Raw genomic sequence first — 24,794 nt, 5'->3', positions numbered from 1 at the left:
TCCCCGCGGTTTCCCAATCGTGAAAAAAGCGCGGCCGGTCACTGATCTGTCATCAGGTTGTCACCATTTTCGTTTCCGCCACCGCTAGAACACGGCGTTGCAACAGCCATGACAGCAGATGGAGCCCCCATGTCCGCACCCTCCCGAAAACCATCCCTGACCGAAGCACCGAATGTTCACCCCGAGGCCAGTGTGCTGGACTGCGACCTGGGCATTTGGACGGAGGTGGGCGCACGGACGGACATGCGGGAGAGCCGGATGGGAGACTATTCCTACATCGTCCAGGACGGGGACGTGGTCTGGTCGACAATCGGAAAATTCTGCTCCATCGCGCGCCGGGTCCGCCTCAATCCGGGCAACCACGCAACATGGCGCGCCTCCCAGCACCATTTCACGTATCGTGCCGCCGCCTACGGCCTGGGCGAGGACGATGCCGACTTCTTTCAGTGGCGCAAGGATGACTGGGTGACCATCGGCCACGACGTCTGGATCGGACACAATGTGACCGTTCTTGCCGGTGTCACCATCGGCACGGGTGCGATCGTCGCAGCGGGCGCCGTGGTGTCCAAGGATGTGGCGCCCTATACGGTTGTCGGTGGCGTCGCCGCCAAACCGATCAAGCGGCGGTTCACTGAAGCCCAGGAAGAGGCGCTGCTCGGCATTTCCTGGTGGGACTGGAACCACCTCCAGCTCAAGGCCCGGCTGCCGGATTTCCGACTGCTGTCCATAGATGCGTTTATCGAAAAATACAGTGAGACCGAGTAACCTGTCGACGGCGGGAGACAGCTTGACCATCTGCCCGAGACAATTATCCTCGTTCACACGGGCAAAGTCCGCCCTCCCTTTCGCGAACTGGTCAGGTCGGCTTCATGGCGTCGATTACGCGCATAATTCTTTACGTCAAGGATGTGGACCGCAGCGCAGCGTTCTACGCGCTGCATTTTGGTTTTTCCGTTCTCCAATCGCCTTCGGACAGGATCACGGAACTCATCCCCGCTGATGGCGGAGCACGTCTTCTGTTGCACAAGGCGGGTAAAGCACAGAAACTGGGGCAAGTTCTGGTCAAGCTGGTCTTTGATATCGAGGATATTCCAGGTTTCTGCGAAACGGCCAAGAGCAACGGACTTGTCTTTGGATCTCCTCATCAGGCGGACGGATATCAATTCGCCAATGCCAAGGACCCGGACGGCAATTCCCTGCAAGTGTCCAGCCGGGCCTTTCGGGATCCGGGTATCAGCTAAGCGCTTTCCGATTTTCCTGGCCTGTCTGATGGCCTTGAACGGCTTGCCCGGCAAGGTGCACCGCGCAAGCGACACAACGCTTCCGACAGGGCTTTCAAGCCACTCGAAGCAAGCGGTGGCACTTGAAAAGATGTCCGATGGGCCGGACAAAGGGCTCAATATGATCAAAAACCACTCTATGGCGTGTTTCGCTTGTCTGGGTAAGGGACGAGGCCCGAGGCACCGTTTGCAATGCAATTGCGTTCGGGCCAGATCCTGAATTCAATCTAACGCAACATGCCCTGGCGTTCGTGAACACTCTGCCTCTGCCCGGACCAGCGGCGATAGATCGTGCCGCGCAGGGAGGCCGGCAGGAGGCCGAGCGCGCCGACGGCTGCCGACATGGATCCAGGGAAGGCTGTTTCCGTGCGTCCCGAAGATGCCGCCCTGACGATCTTGCGCGCGGCCTGCCGCGGCGCCATGCTGAACGGCCGCCAGGAGCTGTTTTCCGCCATGCCCCGGCTCAGGAAGCCCGGCAGGGCGATGGTGATACCGACGCCGGTTCCGGCCAGGCGGGCTGCCATGGACAGACCATACGCCCTCAGACCCGCTTTCGTCGCCGCATAAACGGGTGCCTGCGGATAGCCGATCTTCGCGGACAGCGAACTTATCAGGACGATCCGTCCCCCGCCGTCGGCAATCATCATCTCAGAGGCGAGGCGGCACTGTTCGATGGCCGCCCGCAAATTGACATCGATCAGCGCGGCGGTGCGCAAGGGGTCCTCACCGAGGGACCCTTCTGGGGCCGGTCCACCCAGCCCCGCATTGACGATCATCCAGTCGAGCCGCCCGCGCTCGCGGCAGGCCGCGAGCCAGAGCCTCAAGGCGTCACCATCGCCGACATCGACCGGGGCCGTGTGGATGCTGGCTCTCCTCTCCTTCGGCCCGTCCTTCGGCGCCTCTTCCGGCCCGGCCTCCGGACCTGTCCGGGCAAGACCCTCAAGGGCGTTTATGTCGCGATCGGACACCGACAGGAGCGTGGCCACGGGCGACAGGACGTCGACCAACGCGCGGCCGAGCTGCCCTCCGGCGCCGGAGATGGCCACATGCTGCGGCTTTGACACCGTCATGCGTCGCTCATCGCGCGTTCTTCGACGCCGCAAAGCGCTTCGGGAAACTGGCCGGCAACGGCCTGGAACGCGTCAAGGACCCGGCTGAAGCTGGCCTCGCTCAGCGTCGGCGGGAAGGTGATCCGCAGGAGATCCTTGCCCTTCGGCACGCCCGGCTGAACGGCCGGGCTCACGAGGACCCCGGCATCGGCAAGCGCCTTGGTCACCTTGAAGGCCAGAACATCGTTGCCGAGCAGAACCGGAACCATCTGGGTTCCGTCACCGCCGCAGCGCCATCCCATGGCACGCAGGGCCCGGCGCGCCCTGTCGCCGAGCGCGCAGGCCCGTTCAGCGATTTCCGGCTCCGCGATCAGAATGTCGAGGGCCGCAAGAGCCGCTGCCGTCTGCCCCGGGGCCAGGGCATTGCTGAACAGAAACGACCTTGCGTTGAAACGCAGGTGATCGATGAGATCCGCCGAGCCCGCCACGAAACCACCCGTCGAGGCGAAACACTTGCTGAAAACCCCCATGATGACCGGAATCCGGTCGGCCATGCCCGTTGCATGGGCCAGACCCCGTCCTCCCGGACCGATGACACCGCAGCCATGCGCGTCGTCCAGCATGACCCAGGCGCCATGCTCGTCGGCCACATCGACGATCTGCTCGAGTGGCGCGAGGTCGCCGGCCAGGGAATAGATGCTGTCGATCAGGACCAGTTTGCGCTCATGTTCCGAATGCGCCAACCGGCTGCGCAGGTCCTCGACATTGTTATGGCGGAAGCGATAGCGCTCCGCGCCGGAGAGCATGACCCCGTCGACGATACAGGCATGAACCTCGGCATCGAAATAGGCGCCGTCGTGACGGCCGATCAATGCCGGAATGGCGCCAATGTTGGCGAGGTAGCCCGTCGTGAAGACAAGAGCAGCTTCCTTGCCCAGGAAGCGCGCCAATCGGGCCTCAAGCTCCTCATGGACGGGCCGTGTCCCCGTGAGAAGGCGGCTCGACGTGCAGGAAGTCCCGTATTTTTCACTCGCCCTTACACTCGCCTCGACCACCCTCGGGTCCTGCGCGAGACCCAGGTAATTGGTGGAGCCAAGTAGAATGAGCCTACGGCCGTCGATTTCGGTCTCGTCCGTTCCCACCGGGCACTGGGCGATGTGATAGCAATACTGCCCGGCCGCGCGGGTCTGCCGGACCCGCTGCATCATTGCGTTGTCGTATATCCTGTTGTGAAATGCGGTGTCTGCCGCCTGACGCTTGATGCCCATAAGTATGCCACCTCGATTGCGAAAAATGTTCCCTACTTGAGCTCCGTGACCCCTTCACGAATACCCGGCTATGCTTTCAATCAAAAATAGAAGACACCAATACTTCAACACTGACAACAAGTATTAAATATTTGAATTTTAGTATAAATTTAATTTATATTAAGCTAGACGATTATTTATACATTAAATTACGTTCGCCAGCTCCAGGAAAGTTCTTCCACCCACCCGACTTGGGCTTCAGCCTGCAATTACACGTCTCTTTCCGACGCATTGTCTCGCGTCGATTTGCACTGCTTTTCTCAGCGGGACCGGATAAACTGACCTCATGTCCGCAGAACCAGCCGTCCTTCAGAACAGTCTTGGCCCGTCACTGCGCCGGTGGCGGATGCTCAACCGCGTCAAGCAGGACGTGCTGGCACACGAACTCGGGGTTTCACAGGCCCGTGTCTCCAGGTGGGAAAGCGGACAGGCAACGCCCGCAGGGCAGCACCTTCTGGAAATAACCCGGATGCTCCGCGCGCGGCCCGAAACGGCGGCCGACAGAGCGCTCGTCGATCTGGTGGCCGGATCCGGTGCCCCGGTGCATCTGGTCTGCGATCTCACCCACCGGCTGCTGGCGATATCCCCTGCCCGCACACGGGAGTGGCGTGCCCCGGTCAGTGAATTCCTCAATCTGCCGTTGTGGCGCTTTGCGTCCGAAGGCATTCGATCGGCGGAGGCAAGTCTTGCAGAGCGTGGCTGGTACGAGCCGGACAGTCCCGACATCCTGTTTCAGACCGAACGGGCCGATTTTCCCGAAATGACCATCCCGGAAAGCCGTATCAGGATATCCCGGCTGCCGCTTGCCGATGGCAGTTTTGCCCGGCTGGTGCGCGAGGAGCCTTTACCCGCCGCATAAAATATTCATGGCATCGTCCGGCTGACGCACTGCCGCTAGGCTTGCGGACATGACACAGATGACATCGCCTACCTCATCCCCTGCCCCCGATACAGATGCGCCGATGGCCGCCGACAGACTGTCCGGGATCCTGGCTTTTCTCCAGGCTGCAGAGCAGTTGAAGGACACGATCCGCTCCGGTACCACCCGCAAAGGCCGGCCGGAAAGCACCGCCGAGCACAGCTGGCGCCTCGCGTTGCTGGTCCTGCTTCTGGAAAAAGAGCTCAAGGGCATCGATTTTCCGAAGCTTTTGAAGCTGTGCCTAGTCCACGATCTGGGCGAGGCGATCTCAGGTGACGTCCCCGCCCCGGAGCAGAAGCCGGGTGACGACCGGCAGGCGCGCGAAAGGCGCGATTTTTGTACCCTTTGCGCACCGCTTCCCCCGGACCTTTCGGAAGACCTGCTTGCCATATGGGACGAATATGCCGGGGCAGAGACAGTCGAAGCGCGATTCGCCAAGGCCTTCGACAAGCTGGAAACCATCTTCCAGCATCTCCTGATGCCGCCGCCGTCCGCGGATTTTTACAGGTTCAACCTGACCTACGGCCGCGACCGCACGGACTATCACCCCCTGACGCGTCAGATCCGCGACCGGGTGGACGCAGAAACCCTTGAAATGATCCGGAGCTTTGCCGAAACATGAGTGCTGCCCTGGCGAAGCAGGACCTGCTGTCACCAAGGAATTGCAGTCGCCGATGCCGACAGGATTTCGACCAGGAACAGGCACTTGTCGCCAGCGCCGGGATCGAGACAGCCTGACACTGGATCGAGAGTTGCCCACTGGACTTCACGCGATCGCCGGTTCCTCGTCGCTGAGAAACGTCATCTGGCGGACCTTGCCGTCCCGCACCTCGATCATGTGGCCCTGCGGCACTTCCTGCCAGCAGTCGCGGGCCTCGTCCAGAGGTTCGGAGACGACCATCACGCCGGTGTCATAGACACGGTAGTAGAGCGTCGGCGCAAACCTGTCGGAGGCATAGCGGGCCGCGTAAAGTGTCTTGCCGTCCGACCACCCGGCCGCAAAGCGCATATGCGGCGCGGACCCTGCGGTGCGCGACAACGCCTCAACTTCGAAGATCGCGCGGACCATGGCCGCGCGCGGATTGCGGTCCAGACCATAGGCCAGCGCCACCAGAAACAGGCATTCGCTGTCGGTACCGCCGGTCCGGTTGTGAAAGAGGTCGTCGGGGATCATGTTGTCCAGACGTCTGCGCAGCTTGCCGTATCCGCCGACCTGGCCGTTGTGCATGAAGCTCCAGCGCTGATGGGTGAACGGGTGGCAGTTGTCGCGCGTGGTCGCGGTCCCGGTCGATGCCCTGACATGGGCCAGGAAGTGTCCCGAGCGGATGTGCCGGGCAATCTGCAACAGGTTCGGATCGGACCAGGCCGGCCGCACATCCTTGTAAAGGCAAGGTGTGTCCTGATCGCCGTACCAGGCGACTCCGAATCCGTCCGCATTCACGGGCATCTTGCAGGACAGCGCATTCCGGCTCTGATCGATCAGCGAATGCGCCGGATCGCGGGCGACTACGACTACGTGCTGAAAGTGGTCGTGGAAGACATGAACGCCTTTGACAGGGTCTACCAGCGCCTGATCGAGAAGGTCGACCTGGACACGGTCACGTCCTACATGACCATGGAGGCGATCGCGGTTGCCCGCGACCTGCCCATCTAGCGTGTTTCAACACAAAGACGCCACCAGCACCGCGAATGAGGATCGCCTCAGCGGCGGCGGCGTGCGCCACCACCGCCGCGCTGCGGCCGTGCCTGTTGCGGCCGGGACCGCTGCACGTTGCGCTGCCGGTTGACCTGGCTGTTGCCGGACTGACGCGCCCTGCGGTCGCGGTTGAGGTGGGCGGGCGCCTGCGGCCGCTGTGCCGGACGGGTCGCGGGGCGCTGCGCCGGTCGCTGGACATTGGGCCGCTGCACATTGGGCCGTTGCGCGGGCGGCCTTTGCACAGATGGCCTCTGCACGTTCGGTCGCTGGGCCGGCCGCTGCACGTTCGGCCTTTGAACATTTGGCCGCTGGCCAGCCGGCAGGTTCGTTGGGCGCTGCACATTGGGGCGCTGGACATTGGGCCGGGTCCTGTCGCCGGCCGGCCGGTTCGCCAGTGCTCCGCCCGCGCCGATCGCCGCCCCCGCGCCGGCATTCCCGAGCCGGTTCCGGATGTCGTCACGCGAGGGTGCCGCGACCTCCCCCCATCTGCCGCCCTGGAATTTCTGCCAGTTTTCGCCCTCGCGCCGATAGACCGAGCCGTCCCGTCCGGCAAAGACATCGCCGCGCCGATCGAGACTGGCCACCCGTCCGGCCGCGCCTTCCTGCTGCCAGCGCTTCGCCCCATCGGCCTGAAGGGCGCGCGTTCTGGACCACTGCGGTCCGGTGACGACCTTGCCGCCCCACGAACCGTAGATCCCCCTGGCGCCGCCCGCGACAATGCGATTGCCGGTACGCGGGTTATAGGCTGAGATGAAGCCGGCGCTGCCGCGCGGCCCGCTGATGGCGCCGCCGCGAATGTAACCGCCGGTACGCGGATTGTAGATGCCGCCTCCGGCGATGCCGCGCCGCGGGCCATAGGCATAGCCATAGCGGCCGTAGGTGCCGCGCACGGGATTGTAGAAGGCGCCGATACCGTAAGTCACCGGCCGCGGAAAGTAGATCGGCCGGACGCCGGGACGGTACCAGGGCCGGTAGTAATAGCCCGTGCCGTAGACGAAGACACCCCAGGCCAGGAATCCCGTCAGATACCCCATCGTGTAGCCGTACCAGACCGCACCGGGTTCGGTTTCGTAGATCCGCACATAGGTGGTGTTGTAGACCGGCGAGGACGGCGGGATGGTATAGATCTGGTCGGGAACCGAGGTTGCCACCTCGAACGGTCCCTCCGGGCTGTCGCCGACGAACCAGACACCGTCCTGGAGCACATAGTATTTCGCGCCGACCTGGATGACCTGGTCGCTCGTATTGAGCGCATAGGACATCGAGGTCCCTTCGATCGGTGTAAACTCCGGATCCCCCGCATAGGCCACATCCGCGCTGAGCGAACCGGTCTCGACCCGCGCCGTCGTCGGAATACTCGCTTTCAGGCGGGCCTGGGCGGCTTCCGAGGTGCCGGGAATGGTGGCGCGCACCGAGTAGTAGGGGGCGTCTTCGGGAATGTTGAGGAAATCCGAGGGCATGTCCGGCGTGGTGAAGACCCAGGGACCCTCAAGCGACGACGATCTGAACCAGCGCCCGGAGACCAGAATGTACCAGGTGGACGTGGACTTCAGGAAAAACACGTCGCTGTCCGTGTTGGACGCCCATTCCAGTCCGGTCCCTTCGACAGGTTCCAGTTTCGGTTCGCCATCGAAAAGGATCATTTCGGCCGGCTTGTCGGAATAAATGACCTTCGGCGCCTTGTTGTCGGGCAACGGTTGAGCGGGAATGGCCTCCCGGGTGTCACTCCAGTTGTCGTCGTCGGGCAGCTTGCTGATAGGCTCGGGCAATTCGGTCACCGGCTGCCAGCCCGCCGATACGTCCTGCGTCGACATCCAGGCTTTTTCGTCCCGCAGATAAAGCTCTCCGGTTTCGTCGATCTTGAGAATGTCCCAGTTGGTGTTGACGACGAAACCGAGGCCCTGCACGCCCTTGACCGGTGCGAAGATCGGGGCCCCTTCGGTCTGCACCAGAATGGCGGGCTCGGTGGATACGAAAACCGGCGGGGCCTCCGTTCCCAGGCCCTGGACATCCTCCATGCGCTGGTATTCGGCGAGGCCCGCGGTGATCCGGTCCTCCTTCACCGTGATCGTGCCGGTGGGCATGATCTTGCCGACCTGCAGCGAAAGATCCGTAAGCGCTTCGCGCCCGAGCGCGGAAAAATCAAGCCGTGTCACCTGGAGCGCACTGACATCGATGTCGCCCTTGTCGGGGTCCGCCACGGTCTGACCGCTGACGCCAATCACGCCGAAGACCGGCTTGGCATCCTTGTTTTCGAGATATTCGGCGGCAACCAGTGCCTTGAGCGTCTTGAAGTTGTCCCATTCGGTAAATTGCGGCTGATAGAGCACGAGCGTGGCCCCGGCATCCGTGCGGAACGAACGGGGCCAGCCGGTGGTCTCCTCCGGCTCCGTCAGTTGCAGGTACCGGCCGCTGATGAAGCCGTTCTGGCCGTTGTAGCTGACCGAACACCAGGCGCCGCTGTCATCACAGTTTTCCAGGTCCACCGGCGTCCCGTTCGGCACCGTGCCCAGGGAGCCGTGACCGGTTCCCGGCCCCTGGCGGAAATTGACGTTGGCCGTTGTAACCGCCGGCGCGGCCAGCACGCCTTCCACAAGTACCGTCTGGAGAAGAAGGGTTGAGGACATGAGGACTGAAAGGACCTTGCGCACTGGCTTTCTCCCGCGTGGGTGACCGGCTGGTTGATCCAGGCTTCGGCACGGTATCGACTGAAAAACGGATCAGCCAAGACATGGATATCGGATCCTGCGCAGCCGGCCGTGAAATGTCCAGTGATGCGCGGCACATTCAGCTTCCAGTCCATGAAGCCATATTCCGGCTGCAAGATGACACTTGCACCATCCGCGACGAATTCAGGGATCCGATCTCATGCCGACCGCTTACCGAACCGCCCTTGCAGGTGCCGCCGCCGCTGTCTTCGCAGGCTTGCTTCTACCGCTTCTCTCCGCCGGCCAGGCCAATGCGGAGGTGTTCTACTGCCAGAGCACCCGCGGGCCCGACGGCAGTTCCAAATATTGCAACTTTCTGCTGTTCGACCGGTCTTTCAATCGGCACCGTCAGATCGTCGTGGCGCAGGGCGCCCGGCGCGAGGTGCCCCTCAATGGCCAGTATCAGGTCTTCTGCGTTCTGGTGCAAAACACAATCGGCGTGCCGGACAACATTGCCTACCGTACACGGCAATGCCGGCAGTCGGACACGGGACGCAACTACCAGGTGCCTGTCCGTGCGCTCAACATGCGCCGCGGCCGGGACGGCTACAGCACCGATGCCGTCGCCCAGCACCTGCCCAATGACAACTGGCAGTGACGGGAGCCCGCGCGGGCGCGTTTGCCTGCAGAACCCGCAACAGAGGGTTGCCTGTCAGCAGGCAACGGAGGAAACGGCCGGTGACGTGAACGACACGGACTGGCCGGTTCGCGCGGACCTCTGGGCGGCCAGGCCCATTTCGACGGCCCGTCGGCCGTCCTCCAGCGTCACTTCGGGGTCCGTCTTCTCGCCGCGCACGACCGCCACGAAACCGGCATGCTGGTAGAAGGTGGACCCATTGTGATCGCCGGCCTCCAGAATTGCGGGGTCAACCGGAATGTCGATCTGACGCGGCCCCTTGGGATTGCGGGGCGACACGACCAGTTGCGGCACCGGCGGATCGCCAAGATCCGCGGGCCAGAAACGGCCCGGCCCCGGCACGAAGGCTTCGATCTTGCCTTCCGGGCCGACCGCGATCACCTCTTCCTGATAGCGTGAGCCTTCTGCAAACATGCACAGTTCCAGCATGGCCCGCGCGCCGTTTTCAAAATCGACGATGACATAGCCGTTGTCGAGGATGTCCGGCTGTTCGCCATCGTACATTTCATCCTTGTGGTTGGCGTCCTGGCCGGCCGAGGCCATGATGCGCACCGGCTCGCATTTCATGATCAGGCGCATCAGGTCGAAGAAATGGCAGCATTTTTCAACAAATGTGCCGCCTGAATAGCGGTTGAAGCGGTTCCAGGCACCGACCTTGTCCAGGAAGGGAAAACGGTGTTCGCGGATGGTCAGCATCTTGATACCGCCGGTCACCCGCTCTGCCTGCTCGATCAGCGCTGCGATCGGCGGCATGTACCGGTATTCCATGGCCACCCATACCGGCGCCGGATAGGCCGCCTTGAAGGCATCCAGTTCGGCCAGATCTCTGGGATCGGTGAAAAGCGGCTTTTCAACGAGCAGCGGCAGGGGCCGCTTGCGCCGGATTTCCTCCATCTGCGGTATGTGGCAGTGGTTGGGGCTGGCGATCAGAATGCAATCGAGCGCGCCGACATCAAGCAGTTCGGACACCGAAGCGGCAAACGTCGCGCCCGGCATGATGTCCGCCGCCGCGGCGGCCATTGCCGCATCCGGCTCAAAGATCGCGGCCACTTCCGTGTCCGGCAAAAGTGAGATGTTGCGCAGGTGTTCCTGCCCCATCATGCCGCAGCCGATGACGCCGTATCTGACCTTTGCAGCCATGTTTTCCTCCCGGTAATGCGGATTTTCCATCCGCTATTTCAGTCGCTGTACGTAATGCGCCCTGTCGGTGTCAAACCAGGTGCGCGAATATTCGATCGGATCGGGGCGGTCCGCCCAGCTGAACCGTTCTATGAACCCCGTGATGGTGCCCGGTGCTTTCTGGAACACGCCGGGCGTCCAGTCCGGCAGCGGCAGGATGGTCACCCTGTCCTCGGCACGGACAATCCAGAACCCCAGATGCTTCTGGTAAAAACGGTAGAGCGAATCCGACAAGAGATCGCGCCTGACCGTTCCGGCGTCGCCGTCGAGCCAGATTTCTTCGACCGCGATCAGGACATCGTTGAGATACCTGAGGCGCCGGATGCGGGTGCCCTCCTCGCTGGTGCCGAAGGCGGCCAGGTCCGAAGGTTTGCGCATGCGCTCGACGTCCAGGATCTCCGCGCGCGGCAAGCCGCCTCCCGACAGCAGCTCCAGCCGGAACATGGCGTAGACGCTTTCCTGGGAGCCGCCCTGACGAATGTAATTTCCCGAGCCCTGAATGCGTTCGAGCAGGCCTTTTTCCGTCAGGTCCGCCAAGGCCTTGCGAAGGGTTCCGATCGAGATCCCCAGCTCTTCCGCCATGTCCCGTTCGGGGGGCAGGCGCTCGCCGTCAATCAGCCGCCCGGACGCAATATCCCGGATCAAAAGCTCGCTTATCTGGACGTAGAGCGGCAGCGCGTTCGGCGACTGCGAAGCGGTTGGCATGGCGGTTCCGGTTGTCTAACCTGCAAAATTGATACACTATTGATTTACATCAAACCGGGTGATATGCAAGAAAAAATCGATGGTGAAATGAAGCCAATCGAAAACAAACGAAAACCACGGAGACCCGTTCGCCCAAGAGGCCTGGACGGCAAGACTCCGGCGCTCCAGGGAAGAGGCGATTCATGACAGTAGTTCCGGTCACATCAGTGGATCTCGATGCTGCGGAGGTTTCCTGGTTTGCCGCACTGTGCTCCGACGATTATCAGTTTCTGGGCGTTCCCGAAGGCCGCCTGCGCTCCTCATGGGAGCACTGTTCGTCGATCGTCAAGACCGCAGAGGCCCAGGGCTTTCGAAACATTCTGTGCCCCTCGTCCTACCAGGTCGGCCAGGACACCCTGTCCTTCGTTGCCGGATGCGCGCCGATCACCGACAAGATCAATCTGCTTGCAGCGGTCCGCTGCGGCGAGATGCAGCCGATCATGCTGGCCCGGACCATCGCAACACTCGACCACATGCTGAAAGGCCGCCTGACGGTCAACATCATCTCGTCCGATTTTCCGGGCGAGCAGGCCGACAGCGGCTACCGCTACCAGCGCTCGCGCGAGGTGGTCGAAATCCTGAAGCAGGCCTGGACGCAGGACGAGATCAACTACGAAGGCGAGATCTACACTTTCAAGGGGCTGACTACCGATCCCGTCAAACCCTATCAGACCGGCGGCCCCCTGCTTTATTTCGGCGGGTATTCTCCGGCCGCACTCGAATTGTGCGGCCAGCATTGCGACGTCTACCTGATGTGGCCGGAAAAGATCGAAGAGCTGGAAGGCCGCATGAAGGCGGTCAATGCGGTCGCCGAAAATTACGGCCGCACGCTCGATTACGGCCTGCGTGTCCACATGATCGTGCGCGACACCGAAAAGGAAGCGCAGGAATATGCCGACTACATCGTCTCCAGGCTGGATGACGACCAGGGCACGGCCATCCGCGAACGCGCGCTTGATGCCAAATCCCTCGGCGTGAGCCATCAGGCGAAGAACCGCGAGATCGCCGACGCCTACGGCTATATCGAACCCAACCTGTGGACCGGCGTCGGCCGGGCACGCTCAGGCTGCGGAGCAGCGCTGGTCGGGTCCACCGACCAGGTGATGTCGAAGATCGAGGCCTACCGGAAAATGGGCATCCGCGCGTTCATCTTCTCCGGCTATCCCCACGAGGAAGAAGCGAAGCATTTCGGGGCACGGGTGCTGCCGAACCTGAAGACCTGCTCTCTTCCCCACGCTTATGGCCGCGTTCCGGCCGAAACCCCACTCACCCCGCTCGGCAATGGAGCCCGTCGCTAATGGACCGTGTCAAACTCTCCGGCTCGCTCGAATTTTCCCGCCTGATCTACGGCATGTGGCGGCTCGGCGACGACAGCGACACCTCGCCCGCCTATGTGGAGCGAAAGATCCAGACCTGTCTCGACCAGGGCATCACCACCTTCGACCAGGCCGATATCTACGGCGGGTATACAGCCGAAGCCGTGCTCGGCGGTGCGCTGAAAGCCAATCCTTCCTTGCGCGCAAAAATGGAAATCGTGACCAAGTGCGACATCGTCGCGCCCGTGGGCCGCTACGCCGGCGCCAGGGTGAAGCACTACGACACGTCCCGCGCCCATCTGGAAAAATCCGTCGAGACTTCGCTGGCCGACATGGGCATCGAGACGATCGACCTGTTGCTGATTCACCGTCCCGATCCGCTGATGGACGCTCACGAAACCGGCGCAGCCCTCGACGATCTGGTCAGAAGCGGCAAGGTGAAGGCCGTCGGCGTCTCCAACTTCCGTCCCTGGGACTGGGAGCTGCTGCAATCGGCCATGACGGCACGGCTGGTGACCAACCAGATCGAGATCTCCCTGAAGGAAGCCGCCCCCTTCACCAACGGCGACCTGGCGTTTCACCAGCGGCTCGGAACCAGGCTGATGGCCTGGTCGCCGCTCGGCGGCGGGTCCGTGATGTCCGAAGACGGTCCGCTCGGCGCCGTTCTGGACGAGATCGCGTCTGAAAACGGTGTCGACCGGTCCGCGGTTGCCGTCGCTTTCCTGCTGGCGCATCCGGCACAGCTTCTGCCGGTTCTGGGCACGAACAATCCGGACCGGATCGCCAAAATCTCCGATGCCCTGAAGGTCAATCTGGACCGGCAGACCTGGTTTCGTCTTTATGAGGCGGCCCTTGGGCAAGAGGTGCCCTGATGACCATGCAGACAGCCAATCATCCCGTTACCTTCGAACCGGATGCAGACAACACGCGTCTGCTGCGGGACGCGTTCGGCCGTTTCGCCACCGGTGTCACGGTCGTGACCACCGGATCGAAGGATGGTCCGGTTGGCATCACCGCCAACAGCTTTTCCTCCGTGTCGCTGGAGCCGCCGCTGGTGCTTTGGATGCCGGACAAGGGCTCGCGCCGCTTTCGTTATTTCGAACCGGCGGAACATTACGCCATCCATGTGCTGAGCCATCAGCAGCAGCAAGTCTGCAACGGTTTCGTGCGCAACGCCCATGCCTTCGACCAGCTCACCTACCGGGTCGACGACAACGGCGTGCCGCTGATCGAGAACTGTCTCGCCCGCTTCGAATGCAAACGTTATGCGGCCTATGACGGCGGCGATCATCTGATCGTTCTGGGCGAAGTCGTGCAGGCGGAAATGCGCCAGGGAGACGCATTGACGTTTTTTGCAGGCAAACTCGGACAAATCGCGCCAGAATAAGCGCGGCGACAGGTCGGTGGGCGGCCTGGACCAGGGGAAAGTTGGAGAAGGCACCGCCTGTGAGCGGAAAAAGAATGTCTCTCTAACACTATAAAAAAGATCGGCTTTCCGCTTTCACACGATGTCTCGTGAAAGCAGGTCGATCCAGGGAGGAGCCCGCATGGGCGTTTTGCTGGCGGTCCTTGCACCGCTCGACTGGCTCAATTCGCATCTATTGCGGATCGGACGCTGGATCGGCATTGCTGCCGTGGCCCTGATGGTGGTCGCGATCCTGATTCAGGTCGTGTTCCGCTATGTCTTCAACAACGCGCTGCCCTGGCCCGACGAGGCCGCGCGCTTCTGCATGCTGTGGATGACCGGTCTGATGGCCCCGACCGCCTTCCGGCGCGGTGGATTCGTCGCCATTGACATGCTGACCTATGCCCTTCCTCGCCTGGTCGGCAATCTTCTGTCGCTGCTGCTGCTGCTGATTTCACTCGCTGTCCTCATTGTTGCGGTCCAGATCGGCTATGCCGAAGTCACCGGCTTCGGCGGCCGGTTCGCGACCGCCTCCCTATATGTCCCGGGCAATCTCATGCTCACCGAATGGATCCGCGTCCCGCGCAGCTGGATGATGACTTCGCTACTGGTCGGCGTCGGCCTTCTGATCCTGGTCAATGCCGAACTGATCCTGCGCAACCTGATCGACACCCTGGGCGGAGCTGAGCGCCTGCCGGTAATCGCGGACACGGACATGGCGGGGGCTGACTGATGCTGATCTGGTTCCTCCCCGTCTTCCTCTTGTTCCTGATGATCGGCCTGCCGGTCTTCTTCGGCCTGCTGGCCGCGCCTGGCATCCTTCTGTGGATGAACGGCCAGGAGCGCGACATCACGCTGCTCTACCGCAACGTCTACAACGGTATGGACAGCTTTCCTCTGATGGCGATTCCGTTCTTCATGCTTGCCGGCGAGCTGATGAACAAGGGCGGCATCACCATGCGCCTTGTGGAGTTCTCCCAGGCGCTGATGGGCCACCTGCGCGGTGGCCTGGCTCATGTGAACATCCTGTCGTCGATGCTGTTCGCCGGCCTTTCGGGGTCGGCCGTCGCCGACACGTCCGCGCTCGGCTCCATGCTGATCCCGGCGATGGAAAAACAGGGCTATACCCGCAAGTTCGCCGCCGCGGTGACTGCCGCCTCCTCCGTCATCGGCCCGATCATCCCGCCGTCCGGCATCATGATCATCTACGCCTATGTCATGGGCGAGAGCGTCGCCGCGCTGTTCCTGGCGGGCATCGTTCCCGGCGTGATGGTCGGCATCGGCCTGATGCTGGTGGTTCGGGTCATGGCCGACAAATACGATCTGCCGAAAGCCCAAAGGATCGTCAACCCGGGCCAGGCCATGGCGCCTGTCGAATACTGGTTCTCGTTCGTGGTGCTGCGGATCAACCTGGCCGGATTGGCGACCGCATGTGCCGGGATCGCCGCCAGAGGCCTGGGCATCGCGGACTATTCCACGGCGATGACCCTGCTGCTCTTCGCGGTGTTTCTCGTTCTAGTCCATGCCCTGCTGATGAGCCTGCGCGGGGCGGTCTCCAGCGACTTCCGCATGGTGTGCAAGAAGGCGGTCGCGCCGCTGCAGACGCCGATCATCATCCTGGGCGGCATCCTGCTCGGCGTGTTCACGCCGACGGAAGCGGCGGCCGTTGCCGTTGCCTATGCGCTCATCATCGGGTTCTTCGTGCTGCATTCGCTCAAGCCGGCAGAACTTCCCGGTGTGCTCAACCGTGCCGGCATCACCTCCGCCGTGGTGCTGCTGCTGGTCGGCGCGGCGATGGCCTTCAAGACCGTCGTCAGTCTCAGCCACGCCCCGGAACTGATGGCCGGTTTCGTGCTGAGCCTGTCCGACAATCCCCTGATCCTGCTCTTTCTGATCAACCTGCTGCTGTTCATCGTCGGCATGTTCCTGGACGCGGGGCCGGCGATCATCATTCTGGGACCGATCCTCGGCCCCATCTTCATCTCGATGGGGGTCGACCCCATCCACTTCGCCATCATCATGAGCGTCAACCTGACCATCGGTCTGGCGACGCCGCCGATGGGGCTGGTGCTGTTCGTCGCGGCTTCGGTTTCAGGAGAACGGGTTGAAACCATAGCCAAGGCCATTCTGCCGTTTCTGGCGGTGGAGGTCGCGGTGATCTTCCTGATCACCTATATCCCGGCACTTTCGATGACGATCCCGCGTTTGACCGGATTTGCCAACTGACCCTGAGCTTAATAATGGGAGGAACCTGATGCTCAAAACCACCTTGAAGACACTCACCGTCGCGGCGATGCTCGCCGGCTCGGCCATGAGTGCCATGGCCGCGGACTATACGCTGCGCGCGACCGCCAACTCCAACGAGAACGACGAGGACTATGACGGTCTCGTCGTCTTCAAGAACTTCGTTGAAGCCGCTTCCAACGGCGCCATCGAAGTCGAACTGTTCATCGGTACCCAGCTCTGCTCCAATGGCGCGGAGTGCCTGCAGGGCATCGCCGGCGGCGCGATCGACATCTACATCTCCACCTCCGGCGGCGCATCGGGCATCTTTCCGTATGTTCAGGTCCTCGACCTGCCCTACATGATGAGCGACGACCGCATCGCAGAACATGTCCTGTCCGGCGATTTCGTGCGCACCATGCGCGCCATGGCGCTTGAAGACAGTGACAATTCCATCCGCCTGATGACCGTCGGCAACACCGGCGGCTGGCGCAACTTCGCCAACACCAAGCGCCGGGTGGCCGAGCCCGCCGACATGGAAGGCCTGAAGATCCGCACCGTTGTCGCCGACCTGCCGCAGGAACTGGTCAAGGCCCTTGGCGCTTCCCCGACCCCGATCCCGTGGCCGGAGCTGTTCACCTCGTTCCAGACCGGTGTCGTCGAGGGCTCCAAGAACGGCATCACCGACATCATGGGCATGAAATTCCCGGATGCAGGCCTGCAATATGTCACCCTGGACGGCCATGCCTACATGGGCGCGCTGTGGTGGATGAACAACGAGAAGTTCCTATCCATGCCGGAAGAGCTTCGCCGCGTGGTAGTCGATGGCTTCTATGCCCTTCAGCAGGCGACCTTCGCCTCGCCGAAGCGCAAGTCCATCCAGGCCTATGAGGAATTTGTTGCCGGCGGCGGCGATCTCTATGTGCCGACCCCGGATCAGAAGGCCGCCTTCAGGGACGCCGCCGCACCGGTCTATGACTGGTTCAAGGCCAATGTCGGCCGCGGCGAGGAAATCTTCGGTGCGCTGGAAGAAGCCGTTCAGGCTGCAGACACCGACGTCAACGGGGCCCGCGACGCGGACCTGAACTGATCTGACAAGGGAACCCGGCTACGGCCGGGTTCCTGCCTTCGGCAATTTCATTGCGGTTCCAATCCGATGAAGGTTTCAGCGTGGAGCCTTGATCCGATCAGAACCGACCCTCACCGGAACGGATACATCCAGACCTTGTAGTCATCGACCAGGACATGCGCCTTTTCAATTTCCTCGCCGGTCATCTTCTTGACCACCTCTTCCAGAGAGATCGCCGCATCGGGATCGCCGCCGATGGCCGAGAGCGTGTACCACATGTAGGCCCTGACGAGATCGGGCGCCGGCAGTCCCCGGCCAACCTCATAGTACCAGCCGACTCCCGACTGCGCACCGGGATGGCCTTTCATGGCGCTTCTCAAATACCACTCGAAGGCGCGCCGGTCATCGCGTTCCACGCCAAGACCCATGGCGTACATCACGCCGATCAGTTCCTCGGCGTCGGCGTTGCCGGAGCGCGCCGCCGGCCACAGCTCCTTCATCGCCTCCTCGTAACGGTTGGCCTCCATCAGATCGCGCGCCTGTTCGATTTCGGCAAGAGCCGGCCCGGCCAGAACGGCAAAATACAGCATCGCGGCTTGCAACGTCGTCTTCATGGTGTCCTGTCGTTTCCTCTGTTGGTTCTTGTCTCGGCATCTGCATGGGCGGTGGAGCTGCCCGCCCCGCTGACCAAAGCCGATTTCCTTGCGTTCGACCACAGGCAGGCCGCGCTCGGCCAGCTCCTGTTTTACGACAGGATCCTGTCCGGCAACAGGAATATTGCCTGCGCCACATGCCATCACCCGCGGCACGGCACCGGCGACGGGCTGTCGCTCGGCATCGGCGAAGGCGGGGAAGGACTGGGACCGGACCGACTTGCCGGAACAGGCGGCGACCGGATCAGGAAACGGATTCCGAGAAACGCTCCAGGCCTCTGGAATCTTGGCACAAAAGAGCTTCACACCCTGTTCCACGATGGCCGGCTCTCGGTTGCGGACACCTATGACAACGGCTTCAATTCACCGGCGGAGGAATGGCTGCCCGACGGCTTCAATTCCCTGCTGGCCGCACAGGCGGTGTTTCCGCTGGTCGCCCAGTTCGAGATGTCCGGCAACCCGAGGGAAAACGAAATCGCCGGCGCGATCCACGATCGCATCGATGCCGCCTGGCCGATCCTCGCCAAGAGGGTCCGCGTGATCCCGGACTACGGCCGCAGGTTCGTTGCCGCCTTCGATCACATCGACACCCCGGAGCAGGTCACTATCGTGGAGATCGCCAACGCCCTCGCCGCCTTCCAGGCGATCGAATGGCAGAGCCTCGACAGTCCGTTCGACCGCTATCTTGCCGGTGACACGACGGCCCTTGACGGAGCGCAGACGCGCGGCATGGCGCTCTTCTACGGCAAGGCGAATTGCGCGAGCTGCCATTCGGGCAAGCTGATGAGCGACCAGAAATTCCACGCGATCGGACTGCCGCCCTTCGGACCGGGCCGGACCCGCCGGTTCGACCCCATGGTGCGCGACGTCGGCCGCATGGGCGAAAGCGACCGGCTGGAAGATGCCTACCGGTTCCGCACGCCCATGCTCCGGAATGTGGAGCTGACAGCGCCCTACGGCCACAATGGCGCCTATCCGACCCTGGACGGCATCATCCGCCACCATCTAGCCCCTGACACAATGCTGCAGGCATGGGCCCCGGACACGGCCGCCCTGCCCGACGCGCCCTGGCTTGCCGCCGTCGATTTCGCGGTCTGGAACGACGCCCGCGAGATGGCGCGCCATGCCCGGTTCAGGGATATTGGGCCTGTCGCGCTGGCGGAGGCGGAGATTTCCGACCTGGTGGCGTTCCTCAAGGCGCTTACCGGGACCGGCTCCGTGGCCGCTCCACCCTTCGGCATTCCCGCCACGGTCCCGAGCGGCCTGCCGGTCGACAGATAAGAAAAGCAAAAGGACACACATTGGTTGCACCATTGAAGGACCGGGCCAACCGGCTGTTCCCCGGCCTCGTTATTGCCGGACTGGTCGCCATCGCGGCGCAGTTCCTGAACGAGCATTACGGTGCGCCCGCCATGCTGATGGCGATCCTGCTCGGCATGCCGCTCAATTTTCTGGCGGAGGAACAGCGCACGGCCGAAGGCATTGCGTTTTCCGCGCGCAGCCTGCTCAGGCTCGGCGTCGCCCTGCTCGGGGTGCGTATCAGCGTGGACATGGTCCAGGCCCTCGGCCTGCCGTTTCTGCTGCTGGTGATCTGCGGCGTGCTGGCGACCATCGGCTTTTCGCTGCTGATCGGCCGACTGTTCGGCAAGGACCGGCTGTTTTCGTTTCTTTCCGGTGGCGCCGTCGCCATCTGCGGCGCGTCCGCGGCGATGGCGATCGGGTCGATCCTGCCGAAACGGGAGCACGCGGAGCGGGATCTTGCGTTCACGGTGATCACGGTGACGGTGCTGTCGACGCTGGCCATGATCTTCTATCCGATCCTGACGAGTGCGCTCGGGCTTTCCATGGACGAGACGGGGGTGTTCCTGGGCGGCACGATCCACGATGTCGCCCAGGTGGTCGGTGCCGGCTTCTCGATCTCCGAGGAAACCGGCGACCTGTCCACCCTGGTCAAGCTGATCCGCGTGACGCTGCTGGCGCCTATCGTGCTCGTTGCCGCGCTGATCCTGCGCAGCAGCACCGGACCGGACGCTGCCCGTCCGCCGCTGATGCCGGGTTTCGTGATCGCGTTTCTGGTGCTGGCGGCGCTCAATTCCTTCGGCCTGATTCCGGAGCCCGCCAAGGACCTTGCCGGTCAGGTGTCCCGCTGGGCGCTGCTGGCGGCCATTGCCGCGGTCGGCATGAAGACCTCGATCCCGAAACTTCTGGAAGTCGGCGGCCCGGCGATCTGGATGCTCGCCACCCAGACGGCATTCCTGGCCCTGTTCGTGCTCGGTGGGATCTGGCTGATCGGGTGAGTGGAAGGATACCCAACCGTTGCCACCCCGCTGTCCCGGACTCGATCCGGGACCTGCCTCAGAACTCGCGAAGCTGGCCCCGGCTCAAGGCCGGGGCGGCCGGTGAACCAACGCGCTTTCCGGAACCGGACCACCTGATTGATGGTTCTGGACAGGTCGATCGGGCAAGCCCGCGCTGAAGCCGGAGCCCGCAAAACCCGAGGCGGGGCTTTTCTTGACCTCATGAGTGTGAAATATAGCTTCAACCTCATTGTTGGGCTCGTCCCAGCGACGGCGCGGCAGCACATCTTGGCGCTCCGCCCGCTTCAGCCGGAAATCCGAAAGCATGTCGATGAAAAGCTACATCACGACCCCGATCTACTACGTCAACGGTTCCCCGCATATCGGCCACGCCTTCACCTCCATCATGGCCGATATCCTGAAACGCAACCGTATGGCGCTGGGGCATGAACTGAAGCTGTCCACCGGCGTCGACGAGCACGGCCAGAAGAACCAGGAAGCCGCGGCGGATCTGGGTATGCCGATCGACGACTTTCTCGCCATGCGCTGCAAGGAATTCCAGGGTGTCTTCGACAAGCTGGACGTCGCCTACGACTATTTCGTGCGCACCAGCCGGGAGGGCCACAAACAGGCCGTCGCCGGCATGGAACAGTCGATCTTCGACAGGGACCTGATCATCAAGAAGAACTACACCGGCACCTATTGCAAGGGCTGCGAGGAGTTCAAGAAAGATTCGGACCTGACGGAAGAAGGCCAGTGCCCGCTGCACCCGACCATGAAGGTGGAGCAGACGGACGAGACCAATTATTTCCTGAAGATGGAGCCGTTCCGCGAGCGCCTGCTGCAGCATATCGCGGACAATCCGGACTTCGTCCAGCCGGAAGCCTTCCGCAACGAGCTGAAGCAGATGCTGTCCGAGCCGCTGGACGATCTGTGCATCTCGCGGCCGAAGACCCGCGTGACCCTCGGTGTGGAACTGCCGTTCGACACCGACTTCGTCACCTATGTCTGGTTCGACGCCCTCGCCAACTACCTGACCAACATAGACTGGCCGGACGAAAGCTACGCGCCCTGGTGGGCCGAATGCGAGCACCTGATCGGCAAGGACATCCTCAAGCCGCACGGTGTCTACTGGCCGATCATGCTGATGGCGGCCGGCCTGCCGCTGCCGAAGAAACTGTCCGTGCACAGCCACTGGGTCGGCGCCGGCGGCATGAAGATGTCGAAATCCATCGGCAATGTGGTCGACCCGATGGAAGTGATCGCGGAACTCGGCGTCGATGCCCTGCGCTGGTATCTCGCCCGGCACATGCGCGCCGACAGCGACAGCCAGATCTCGGTCGATTTCATCAAGCAGACCTACAACACCGAACTGGGCAACAAGATCGGCAATCTGCTGTCGCGCGCGGCGAAATTCTCCAAGGCGCGGTTCGACGGCAAACTGCCCGCTCCGGGCGCCCTTACGGAAGCCGACGAAGCCATCCGCAAGTCGGTGATCGCGGCAACGGAAGGCCTCGGCGGCTGGATCAGCCTGGCCGAAATCCCGGCAAGGATGCAGTCGATCATCACCGTGGCCGACGAGATGAACAACTATTTCGCCGAACAGGCGCCGTGGGAGCTGATCAAGAACGACGACACCAGGGAACGCTGCCAGACGGTGATCTATGTGACCCTCGATTGCCTGCGCGTTGTCATGGAAGCGCTCACTCAGGTGATCCCGGGCTCCGCCGGCCGGGCGCTGACGATGCTGAACGCGCCGGATGCCGTCCATCCGTGGAAACCGGAGCTGGACCGGCTGCAGGGCGACAGCGACCTTGGCGACATCGAAACGCTGTTTCCACGGGTACAGTAGATCATCAGGCCGCAAGTTCGAAAGAACGTCCCGGCTTGTGACGAAAAAGAACCGCCCGGTGCAGGGCCGGGCGGTTCCAGTCGGCGGGAGGGGCGTCCTGCCGGCTGCATGGGCCGGTTCGCAGAAAGCGGCCCAATTTCGTTTTGAAGTCAGTCCTGGCGATCAGGTGACCAGAAGTCAGGTCACAGGAGCGCGGTAGTCGTCGGAAGCGCTGGTGCCGGCCTTTTCGTGGGTCCATTCGACCTTGCGGTAGGTGAAGGACCACTTGTCGGTGTCGCCGCGCGAGGCGTTCTTGTCGTCGGTGACGTCCGGCAGGATCGTCTTGCCTTCCACCAGAACCGCGTCCTCGAACTTGATCGTGTAGTAGTGCTCCTGGACGCCGGTCGTTGCGGTGCGCCAGAAATGGACTTCGATTTCCAGAGCCTCACCGGTAGCCAGAGCCTGCCACAGCAGCGGCGTGGCCTTGTCGACCGGCTTCATGAAGGTGGTCGGCATGTGGCGGCGGGTGGCGATGATGGACCCGGACTGCGGGTCCCGCGGAACAACGGCGTTCTGCTCGAAGTGGTACACGAGGGACTGGCCCTCATGGCCTTCCTGCCACAGGTTGCCGATGCTGTCGGCGGTGGTTGCGTCGGCTGTCATGTCGCCCTGGGTTGCGCCCTTGACGGTGATGTAAGCGATGTTGGACATTTCAGTACTCCTTGCTGGCTGACCTGCAGGCGATGTTGCCTGAATGCGATATTGCCTGAATTCCGGGGCGCCGTTGGTGTGTGGCGCCGATACCAAGGGAATTGCAACGGGTGTGCCAGTTTGCCGAAAAATCATCAACTCATTGATTTTATTGCCTGAACCGACAGTTCTTTGGGTCTCGTGAAATATGGCCATGTGCAGAAATCTGCACAGTACACCCCAGGGTGCGAACAAACATGCGCAGCCAAAGTGTGACGAAGATCACAAAATGAGGTCCCCGAAGGTCATCTGCAGGCGCGCAGGGGTCCGGAAGGGCTTGAAAATGGCTCCGCCACCCAACTTGATCGGCTGGTGTGCGGCCTTCTGCCCGGCAATCGGACCGTTTGTTACCGGAGGAGGCCCGCAATCTCCATCGCCCGGTCGATCGCCTGCCTGGTTACGCCGGTCACGGGCGTCAGCGGCAGCCGGGTGTCCTCCAGGCAATGGCCCAGGCGGGAGAGCGCGTATTTCACGCAAGCCGCCGGCGGCTCCAGGAAGACCGCCGAATGAAGCGGCAGGAGGCGGTCCTGGCAGTCCCGGGCCAGGCCCAGATCCTCGGCAAGGGAAGCCTTCTGGAATTCGGCGCACAGGCGCGGGGCCACATTGGCGGTGACGGAGATGCAGCCCCGGCCGCCATGGGCGTTGAAGCCGAGCGCGGCGGCGTCTTCCGCGCTGAGCTGAATGAAGGACTTGCCGCACAGGGCGCGCTGCCGGCTGACCCGTTCCATGCTGCCGGTGGCATCCTTGACGCCGATAATCCCCGGCCAGCGCGCCAGTTCGGCCATCGTGTCGGGCAGAATGTCGATCACGCTGCGGCCGGGAATGTTGTAAAGGATGATCGGCAGATTGCTGCTGTCGTGAAGAACCCGGTAGTGCGCCAAAAGCCCCGCCTGGTTCGGCTTGTTGTAGTAGGGCGTGACGATCAACGCCGCGTCGGCGCCGGCAGCTTCTGCAGCCAGAAGCATGTCGAGCGACTGGGCGGTGGCGTTGGAACCGGTGCCGGCGATCACCGGAATGCGGCCGCGGACCTGGCCGACCACGCGCCTGATGATGTCCTTGTGTTCGTCTTTGGCGACGGTCGGGCTTTCGCCGGTGGTGCCCACGGCCACAAGACCGTCACTGCCTTCCGCAATGTGCCATTCGACAAGACGCTCGAGCGCCTCCCAGTCCACCTTGCCGTCCCTGAAAGGCGTGACGAGCGCGGGGATGGATCCCTTGATATCGAGCATGCGGCGTCCTCCCGGAGCTGGTTCCGCTTAATCGCGCCGCTCCGTGTCGATTTGTTGTTCTGGAAACAAGCTGTGCCATCAAACCGGCCCACAAGGCAACCTCGCGCGCCGGTGCCTGCCGCCCTCCTCGAAATCCGGCCGCGAAAAACTCGATCGGCACGTCCTCACATCAATGTGAAGTCGGGATCAAAGCCCTCCTGACGCTCCGCTGTCAGGAGGGCTTTTTTAAGGTTCCGGCACCCTGCTCCCCGACCGGCGCAAGGGTGCGAAAAGCCGATTGCGCATAATTTCAATCACTTGCGCATTTATCATCCATGGAAAGCCAAATTGAGCAAAAACAAAACAATGTTTAAAATCGTAAACACGGTGGGTTCAAGGTGTCCGGCAGCGCATTTATGCACGCTGGCGGTGCAATTCCCTGCATTGGAAATCCGGCCTCCGCTCCTACCTTCAGGCAACCTGGTGGCATTCAACGGTCCGGCTGGAGGCACAGCCGGCGCCC

24 protein-coding genes are annotated in these 24,794 nt (G+C 62.5%); 15 read left to right on the top strand and 9 right to left on the bottom strand.

The window, feature by feature from the left end; all coding sequences use genetic code 11:
* The first annotated feature begins 129 nt into the window (after positions 1-129).
* Together WNZ15_RS16120 and WNZ15_RS16115 are read left to right on the top strand one after the other, a co-directional pair.
* Positions 130-765 carry a DapH/DapD/GlmU-related protein gene (locus tag WNZ15_RS16120; RefSeq protein ID WP_342894018.1) on the top strand — a complete coding sequence of 212 codons (636 nt, stop codon included), beginning with the start codon at positions 130-132 and terminating at the stop codon, positions 763-765.
* A gap of 104 nt (positions 766-869) precedes the next feature.
* Positions 870-1,241, top strand: a complete 372-nt coding sequence (locus WNZ15_RS16115) for a VOC family protein (RefSeq protein WP_342894017.1) — start codon at positions 870-872, stop codon at positions 1,239-1,241.
* A gap of 266 nt (positions 1,242-1,507) precedes the next feature.
* Here WNZ15_RS16115 and WNZ15_RS16110 read toward each other — a convergent pair whose 3' ends face one another.
* Entirely contained in the window at positions 1,508-2,350 is an 843-nt protein-coding gene (locus WNZ15_RS16110; protein ID WP_342894016.1) for an SDR family NAD(P)-dependent oxidoreductase, read from the bottom strand.
* Complete coding sequence (locus tag WNZ15_RS16105) at positions 2,347-3,597, bottom strand: 8-amino-7-oxononanoate synthase (RefSeq protein ID WP_342894015.1); 1,251 nt, start codon at positions 3,595-3,597, stop codon at positions 2,347-2,349. Before WNZ15_RS16105 ends, WNZ15_RS16110 begins: the two co-directional genes overlap by 4 nt.
* A gap of 325 nt (positions 3,598-3,922) precedes the next feature.
* Here WNZ15_RS16105 and WNZ15_RS16100 point away from each other — a divergent pair, with 325 nt between their 5' ends.
* Both WNZ15_RS16100 and WNZ15_RS16095 read left to right on the top strand, forming a co-directional pair.
* Complete coding sequence (locus tag WNZ15_RS16100) at positions 3,923-4,495, top strand: helix-turn-helix transcriptional regulator (protein WP_342894014.1); 573 nt, start codon at positions 3,923-3,925, stop codon at positions 4,493-4,495.
* Between the two features lie 103 nt (positions 4,496-4,598).
* Positions 4,599-5,177, top strand: a complete 579-nt coding sequence (locus tag WNZ15_RS16095; protein WP_342894013.1) for an HD domain-containing protein — start codon at positions 4,599-4,601, stop codon at positions 5,175-5,177.
* A gap of 144 nt (positions 5,178-5,321) precedes the next feature.
* Here WNZ15_RS16095 and WNZ15_RS16090 read toward each other — a convergent pair whose 3' ends face one another.
* Complete coding sequence (locus tag WNZ15_RS16090; RefSeq protein ID WP_342894012.1) at positions 5,322-6,002, bottom strand: class II glutamine amidotransferase; 681 nt, start codon at positions 6,000-6,002, stop codon at positions 5,322-5,324.
* Positions 6,003-6,041: 39 nt separating this feature from the next.
* On the opposite strand from WNZ15_RS16090, the gene WNZ15_RS16085 reads away from it, so the two are divergent.
* Complete coding sequence (locus tag WNZ15_RS16085) at positions 6,042-6,209, top strand: Lrp/AsnC ligand binding domain-containing protein (RefSeq protein WP_342894011.1); 168 nt, start codon at positions 6,042-6,044, stop codon at positions 6,207-6,209.
* 47 nt (positions 6,210-6,256) lie between these two features.
* On the opposite strand, the gene WNZ15_RS16080 is transcribed toward WNZ15_RS16085, so the two are convergent.
* The gene (locus tag WNZ15_RS16080; protein WP_342894010.1) at positions 6,257-8,878 is read right to left on the bottom strand and encodes an SH3 domain-containing protein; all 2,622 of its coding nucleotides are present in this window, start codon (positions 8,876-8,878) and stop codon (positions 6,257-6,259) included.
* Positions 8,879-9,119: 241 nt separating this feature from the next.
* Here WNZ15_RS16080 and WNZ15_RS16075 point away from each other — a divergent pair, with 241 nt between their 5' ends.
* A complete protein-coding gene (locus tag WNZ15_RS16075) occupies positions 9,120-9,557 on the top strand; it encodes a hypothetical protein (protein ID WP_342894009.1) in 438 nt (145 codons plus the stop codon).
* A 54-nt stretch (positions 9,558-9,611) separates the two neighbouring features.
* On the opposite strand, the gene WNZ15_RS16070 is transcribed toward WNZ15_RS16075, so the two are convergent.
* Both WNZ15_RS16070 and WNZ15_RS16065 read right to left on the bottom strand, forming a co-directional pair.
* Entirely contained in the window at positions 9,612-10,736 is a 1,125-nt protein-coding gene (locus tag WNZ15_RS16070; protein ID WP_342894008.1) for a Gfo/Idh/MocA family oxidoreductase, read from the bottom strand.
* Positions 10,737-10,769: 33 nt separating this feature from the next.
* Positions 10,770-11,480, bottom strand: coding sequence for a GntR family transcriptional regulator (locus tag WNZ15_RS16065; RefSeq protein WP_342894007.1), 711 nt, complete (start codon positions 11,478-11,480; stop codon positions 10,770-10,772).
* A 182-nt stretch (positions 11,481-11,662) separates the two neighbouring features.
* Between WNZ15_RS16065 and WNZ15_RS16060 the strand changes: the two genes are divergently transcribed.
* The 6 genes from WNZ15_RS16060 to dctP all read left to right on the top strand — a co-directional run bounded on the left by WNZ15_RS16060 (position 11,663) and on the right by dctP (position 17,553).
* Positions 11,663-12,817: an LLM class flavin-dependent oxidoreductase gene (locus WNZ15_RS16060; RefSeq protein WP_342894006.1), complete on the top strand. Its 1,155-nt coding sequence runs from the start codon at positions 11,663-11,665 to the stop codon at positions 12,815-12,817.
* Positions 12,817-13,707, top strand: a complete 891-nt coding sequence (locus WNZ15_RS16055; protein ID WP_342894005.1) for an aldo/keto reductase — start codon at positions 12,817-12,819, stop codon at positions 13,705-13,707. Before WNZ15_RS16060 ends, WNZ15_RS16055 begins: the two co-directional genes overlap by 1 nt.
* The gene (locus WNZ15_RS16050; RefSeq protein WP_342894004.1) at positions 13,707-14,222 is read left to right on the top strand and encodes a flavin reductase family protein; all 516 of its coding nucleotides are present in this window, start codon (positions 13,707-13,709) and stop codon (positions 14,220-14,222) included. Before WNZ15_RS16055 ends, WNZ15_RS16050 begins: the two co-directional genes overlap by 1 nt.
* A 160-nt stretch (positions 14,223-14,382) precedes the next feature.
* The gene (locus tag WNZ15_RS16045; protein ID WP_342894003.1) at positions 14,383-14,973 is read left to right on the top strand and encodes a TRAP transporter small permease subunit; all 591 of its coding nucleotides are present in this window, start codon (positions 14,383-14,385) and stop codon (positions 14,971-14,973) included.
* Complete coding sequence (locus WNZ15_RS16040; protein ID WP_342894002.1) at positions 14,973-16,466, top strand: TRAP transporter large permease; 1,494 nt, start codon at positions 14,973-14,975, stop codon at positions 16,464-16,466. Before WNZ15_RS16045 ends, WNZ15_RS16040 begins: the two co-directional genes overlap by 1 nt.
* A 28-nt stretch (positions 16,467-16,494) precedes the next feature.
* A complete protein-coding gene (dctP, locus tag WNZ15_RS16035; protein ID WP_342894001.1) occupies positions 16,495-17,553 on the top strand; it encodes a TRAP transporter substrate-binding protein DctP in 1,059 nt (352 codons plus the stop codon).
* Positions 17,554-17,663: 110 nt separating this feature from the next.
* Here dctP and WNZ15_RS16030 read toward each other — a convergent pair whose 3' ends face one another.
* Complete coding sequence (locus WNZ15_RS16030; protein WP_342894000.1) at positions 17,664-18,146, bottom strand: tetratricopeptide repeat protein; 483 nt, start codon at positions 18,144-18,146, stop codon at positions 17,664-17,666.
* Here WNZ15_RS16030 and WNZ15_RS16025 point away from each other — a divergent pair.
* The 3 genes from WNZ15_RS16025 (at position 18,129) to metG (ending at position 22,334) form a co-directional block, all read left to right on the top strand.
* Complete coding sequence (locus WNZ15_RS16025) at positions 18,129-19,466, top strand: cytochrome c peroxidase (RefSeq protein ID WP_342893999.1); 1,338 nt, start codon at positions 18,129-18,131, stop codon at positions 19,464-19,466. The two genes, WNZ15_RS16030 and WNZ15_RS16025, sit on opposite strands and share 18 nt — an antisense overlap.
* Positions 19,467-19,486: 20 nt before the next feature.
* Entirely contained in the window at positions 19,487-20,482 is a 996-nt protein-coding gene (locus tag WNZ15_RS16020; protein ID WP_342893998.1) for a YeiH family protein, read from the top strand.
* A gap of 325 nt (positions 20,483-20,807) precedes the next feature.
* On the top strand, positions 20,808-22,334 hold the full coding sequence (metG, locus tag WNZ15_RS16015; protein ID WP_342893997.1) for a methionine--tRNA ligase: 1,527 nt from the start codon (positions 20,808-20,810) through the stop codon (positions 22,332-22,334).
* Between the two features lie 177 nt (positions 22,335-22,511).
* Here metG and WNZ15_RS16010 read toward each other — a convergent pair whose 3' ends face one another.
* Both WNZ15_RS16010 and dapA read right to left on the bottom strand, forming a co-directional pair.
* Positions 22,512-23,024: an Hcp family type VI secretion system effector gene (locus WNZ15_RS16010; protein ID WP_342891585.1), complete on the bottom strand. Its 513-nt coding sequence runs from the start codon at positions 23,022-23,024 to the stop codon at positions 22,512-22,514.
* Positions 23,025-23,410: 386 nt separating this feature from the next.
* Entirely contained in the window at positions 23,411-24,292 is an 882-nt protein-coding gene (gene dapA, locus WNZ15_RS16005; protein WP_342893996.1) for a 4-hydroxy-tetrahydrodipicolinate synthase, read from the bottom strand.
* Between the last annotated feature and the right edge of the window lie 502 nt (positions 24,293-24,794).

Origin of the sequence: Roseibium sp. AS2, assembly GCF_038900065.1 — a bacterium.
GTDB lineage: Bacteria > Pseudomonadota > Alphaproteobacteria > Rhizobiales > Stappiaceae > Roseibium.
Note: the sequence above shows the minus strand (reverse complement) of the source record. Positions and strands in the feature narration are given on the sequence as shown.